We start from the raw sequence: 4,634 nt of genomic DNA, 5'->3' as shown, positions 1-4,634 counted from the left end.
CCGGCAGCGCAGCGGCGCATGATGCCACGTGGATCGCGAAGGTGCTGCAGCGCGCCGTGCTGCGCGCTGGTTTCAGGCCGGGTCGGCCTGCAATGCCTGGATGCGGCGCTGATACCAGTCGCCGCCGAGCGGGTCGAATACGGCAGATCGCTCCATCGGTGCCTCGTACACGTGCACCGAGATCGCCAGTGACTGGTCGCTGGCATTGCGCAGGGTGTGGTACTCGTGCGGCGGAATCAGGCTGCCGGCACTGCCGCAGCCCCCGCGCAGCGCCGCGTGGCGACGGAAGCGCCAACGCTCGCCGGCGCATTCCAGCAGTTCATAGCGGGTGATCTCCAGCTCGCCCAACCACACGCCCTCCACACACCACATGGCATCGTGGTCGTGCAGCGGCGTGCCCTGCCCTGGGCCCCAGCTCATGGCAATCACGCTGTAGCCGTGTTCGCGGCTGTGGTACAGCGGGCGTCGAGCGTAATGATCACTGACCGGACGGTGCACGCACTCGGGCAATTCGATGCGGCTGTCCGCGATGGCTTCCTGCAGCGCCAGCTGCAGGTCGGCGGTGATGCGTTCGGCATCACCGGAGGTCATCGCCGCATCGACTGCGGCGATCAACCGGTCGCGGCCACGGAACGGCGGAAACGGAGAAGTCTGCAGGTCCATGCCCCGAATGTAGCGGAGCATGGTTAAGGGAATGTTGGCGTTCGCACGCGTCGCGCCCGCATTGATGACACGAGCGCGTGAAAAACGGTTCAGATGCGAAATGGGTAGAACGATCACAATGGAACCCTGTGCAGCATGCGTGGTCGAACAGGACGCGTTCCCCATCCGCTGCGACACTCCGCAACTTCGCGCCCGACGGGCGCAAGGCTAGAGTTTTCCGACTTACCTGGTTCTATACATGTCAGTGCGAATTATTAGCGATGCCGCGTTGCCGGCATCGAAGGGCAAGGCTGCCACGATCAACGACATCGCACGACTGTCGGGAGTTTCCAAGAAAACGGTTTCAAGAATCATCAACAACTCGCCGCTGGTGCGCAAGGACACCCGCGACAAGGTCGAGGCGTTGATGCGCGAGGTCGGTTACGTGCCCGACCCCCTGGCGCGCGGACTCGCGTTCCGCCGCTCCTTCCTGATCGGCCTGGTGTATGACGACCCGGGCGCCCAATGCATCGTGGACCTGCAGCATGGCGCGCTGGAAGCGCTGCGCGGCACCGGCTACGAGCTGGTGGTGCATCCGTGCGACAGCGAGGATCCAGAGTGCGCACAGGGCGTGCGTCGCTTCGTGCAGCAGCAGAAGCTGCATGGCGTGATCCTTGGCCCACGCGCGTCCGAGTCGGCTGCATTGGCGCAGGTGCTGGACGAGATCGACTGCCGCTACGTCCGCATCAACGCGCATGTGTCCGATGATGAGGCGCAGGCCGTGGTCACCCATGATCGCGATGGCGCTGCCGCCGCAGCGGGTTACCTGCTTTCGCTCGGCCACCGCGACATCGCGGTGATCGCCGGCCCTGGTGACCGCCGCGCTGCACGCGAACGTACCCATGGCTTCCTCGATCGGCTCGCCCAGGTAGGCCTGACCCTGCCCGGTGAGCGTGTGCTGGAAGCGGGCGACACCTTCGAATCCGGCGTGCATGCCGCCGAACGACTGCTGATGGGCGAAGGCAGGCCCAGTGCGATCTTCGCCGGCAACGACGAGATGGCCGCTGGCGTTTACCAGGTGGCCCTGCGTGCGGGCATCGCGGTGCCGCAGCAGCTGTCGATCGTCAGCTACGACGACAGCCCGCTGGCGTCGCGGCTATGGCCACCGCTGACATCGGTGCGCCGCCACGTCTCCGATATCGGCCGCATGGCCGCGGCGATGCTGGTGCAGACCGGCGTACCGGAGGCGCCGACCGCGGCCAGCGTGCATCCGCAGCTGATGGTGCGTGGTTCCTGCCGGGCCGTGGACGCCTGAGTGCCCTGCCCTGGCCTGCAGCGCTGAAACGGCGCGGGCCGCCATCAATGGAAACGGCGCACCCGAGTGCGCCGTTTCCAGTGCAACACCGTGTGCGTGATGCGCTTACACGTCGCCGCCGTCAGCCCAGCCTTCGCCCGTGCCCTTCTGGAACACGCGGTCGTCGTCCTGCACATCACCGGCCGGCAGATGCGCCTGGTCGGCCAGTGCGGCGTAGATCGGGGTGAAGTCCGGCGACGTCGCCTGCATCAGCTGTTCGAAGCTGTCGATGACGAAGTAGGTTTTCTGGAAGGTATCGATGCGGTACTTGGTGCGCATGATCCGTTGCAGGTCGAAGCCGATGCGGTTGGGCGCGGCCGATTCCAGCGAGTACAGCGATTCACCCTTCGACGACACGATGCCGGCACCGTAGATGCGCAGGCCGTCGGGCGTGTCGATCAGGCCGAATTCCACCGTGTACCAGTACAGGCGGGTCAGGTTCTGCAGCGCATCCGGGCCGATCGCGTGGGCTTTGACGCCACCGCGGCCGTAGGCCTCCATGTAGTCGGCGAACACCGGGTTCATCAGCAGCGGCACGTGGCCGAACAGATCGTGGAACAGGTCCGGCTCGGCGATGTAGTCGATCTGGTCCGGGCGACGGATCCACCAGGTCACCGGAAAACGACGGTTTGCCAGGTGGTCGAAGAAATCCAGTTCCGGCAGCAGGCCTTCGACGCCGACCAGGGTCCAGCCGGTGGCGGCGCCGAGCACTTCGTTGAGCTGGTCGAAGCGCGGAATCATGTGCGCGCTCATGCCCATCTCGTCCTGCGCATCCAGGAACTCCTGGCAGGCACGGCCGACCAGCAGCTCGCGCTGGCGCTGGTACAGCGTGCTCCAGGTGGCGTGGTCGTCGGCGCTGTAGGTGTCCCACGGCTGCTCGACAAGCGCGGTGGTGTACACCGGCACGTAGCCCTTGTCGGTCTGCTGGTGTTCGACGCGGCGGGGCTGGGCGAGATCCATGGGACGCTCCTTGAGGGGATACCCACGATGCTAGGGCAGGCGGCGCGCAACAGGGTTGCAAAAGTTGCGTCGATTGGCCTTGTTGGCGCAATATCCTTGCGTACTCACCATGTTGCGGGGCAACAATGGCCGGAGAAGTCCAGTTCGATCGCACGGATATACGTCTGCTGGCCGAAATCCAGCGGGATGGGCGCGCCACCAACGCCGAACTGGCGACGCGGGTGAACCTCTCCCCCTCCGCCTGCCTGCGCCGCCTGCAGCGGCTGGAAAGCGAGGGCGTGATCGTCGGTTATGGCGCGCGGCTGGAGCCACGGCAGCTACGCCTGGGCCTGCAGGCCTTCGTGCGGGTGCAGCTGGAAAAACACGACCAGGCCGCCATCGGCCACTTCGTGGACAGCGTGCAGGGTTGGGATGAAGTGGTGGCCTGCCATGCGCTGACCGGCGACATGGACTATCTGCTGCATGTCTACGTGCGCGACCTGGAACACTTCTCGCACTTCCTGCTGGACCGGCTGCTCAACGCCGGGGGCGTGGCCGATGCCAATTCCAGCTTCGTGCTGCGCACGGTCAAGGGCTTCCAGGCACTGCCGCTGTCGCAGCTGGAGTCCTGAGCGGCCACCGGGCGTGCCCGGTGGCCAGGCATCAACCGATCAGCACTTGTCCTTGCGGCCCATCAGCTTGCCCAGGCGCGAGGCTTCCTCGCACTTCGGCGCCGCCACCGGCGCGGGTGCGGCTGCCGCGGCACGTGCCTTCTGCAGCTGCTGGATCTTCGCGCGGATCTGCGGCATCGCCGCCATCGCGGCCTTCTCGCCCTCCAGGATCGCAGTGCCGCGCTGGCTGAAATCGGCAGCGCCGATGTCCAGTACCTTGGGCCGGATCACGATGTCGGCGCGCGTCAGTTCCTGCTCGCCCAGGCGCTGGCCCATGATCGAGATCGACTGGTTGACGATGCCGAGCATGCCGGTGGGCGCCTTGCCACTGGCCTTGCTGGAGATGTCCACGGCGATCACGAAGTCGGCGCCGAGCTGGCGCGCGGCATCCACCGGCACCGGGCTGACCACGCCGCCATCGATGTAGTTGTGGCCACCGATCTTCACCGGCTCGAACACGCCGGGGATGCTGCTCGACGCACGCACGGCCTGGCCGACGTTGCCGCGCACGAAGATCGCGCGCTCGCCGGTTTCCAGCTGCGTGGCGACCGCGGCGAACGGCTTCTTCAGGCGTTCGGCCGGGCGGTTGGCCACCTGTTCGTTGACGTAGTCCTGCAGCTTCTGGCCCTGCACCAGGCCGCCGGAGAACAAACGCACGTCGCGGATGCTGGCTTCGTCCAGCGCCACCGCCTTGCTCTGCATCTGGAACGCGTCCATGCCGCTGGCATACAGCGCGCCGACCACGCTGCCGGCGCTGGTGCCGGACACCACCACCGGTTCAAAGCCGTTGGCTTCCAGCATCTTGATCACGCCGATGTGGGCGAAGCCCTTGGCTGCGCCACCACCCAGCGCGATGCCGATCTTCACCGGCTTGGCCTGCGGCACCACGGTCGGTGCCGGCGGCGGCGTGGGACGGACCGGATCGCCGCCGCAGCCGGCCAGCAGGCCTATCAGGGCGACGGACAGCAGCATGCGGGGGCGGAACAGGCTCATCGGCAATGCGCTCGCGGCGCCGGATTCTGGAAAGG

Annotated in this window: 5 protein-coding genes; 2 read left to right on the top strand and 3 right to left on the bottom strand. The window is 66.6% G+C overall.

The window, feature by feature from the left end:
- Positions 1-72 precede the first annotated feature (72 nt).
- Complete coding sequence (locus QRO93_RS21160; RefSeq protein WP_053448376.1) at positions 73-663, bottom strand: cysteine dioxygenase family protein; 591 nt, start codon at positions 661-663, stop codon at positions 73-75.
- A 238-nt stretch (positions 664-901) separates the two neighbouring features.
- Here QRO93_RS21160 and QRO93_RS21155 point away from each other — a divergent pair, with 238 nt between their 5' ends.
- Positions 902-1,957, top strand: coding sequence for a LacI family DNA-binding transcriptional regulator (locus tag QRO93_RS21155; protein ID WP_164086793.1), 1,056 nt, complete (start codon positions 902-904; stop codon positions 1,955-1,957).
- Between the two features lie 105 nt (positions 1,958-2,062).
- On the opposite strand, the gene phhA is transcribed toward QRO93_RS21155, so the two are convergent.
- On the bottom strand, positions 2,063-2,956 hold the full coding sequence (gene phhA / locus QRO93_RS21150; protein WP_133936315.1) for a phenylalanine 4-monooxygenase: 894 nt from the start codon (positions 2,954-2,956) through the stop codon (positions 2,063-2,065).
- 125 nt (positions 2,957-3,081) lie between these two features.
- Here phhA and QRO93_RS21145 point away from each other — a divergent pair, with 125 nt between their 5' ends.
- Complete coding sequence (locus tag QRO93_RS21145; protein WP_053448379.1) at positions 3,082-3,567, top strand: Lrp/AsnC family transcriptional regulator; 486 nt, start codon at positions 3,082-3,084, stop codon at positions 3,565-3,567.
- 39 nt (positions 3,568-3,606) lie between these two features.
- Here the strand turns inward: QRO93_RS21145 and QRO93_RS21140 are convergent, their stop codons facing one another.
- The gene (locus tag QRO93_RS21140; protein WP_180878550.1) at positions 3,607-4,599 is read right to left on the bottom strand and encodes a patatin-like phospholipase family protein; all 993 of its coding nucleotides are present in this window, start codon (positions 4,597-4,599) and stop codon (positions 3,607-3,609) included.
- Positions 4,600-4,634 lie beyond the last annotated feature (35 nt).

Source organism: Stenotrophomonas maltophilia group sp. Smal17 (assembly GCF_030237045.1).
GTDB classification, from domain to species: domain Bacteria; phylum Pseudomonadota; class Gammaproteobacteria; order Xanthomonadales; family Xanthomonadaceae; genus Stenotrophomonas; species Stenotrophomonas forensis.
Note: the sequence above shows the minus strand (reverse complement) of the source record. Positions and strands in the feature narration are given on the sequence as shown.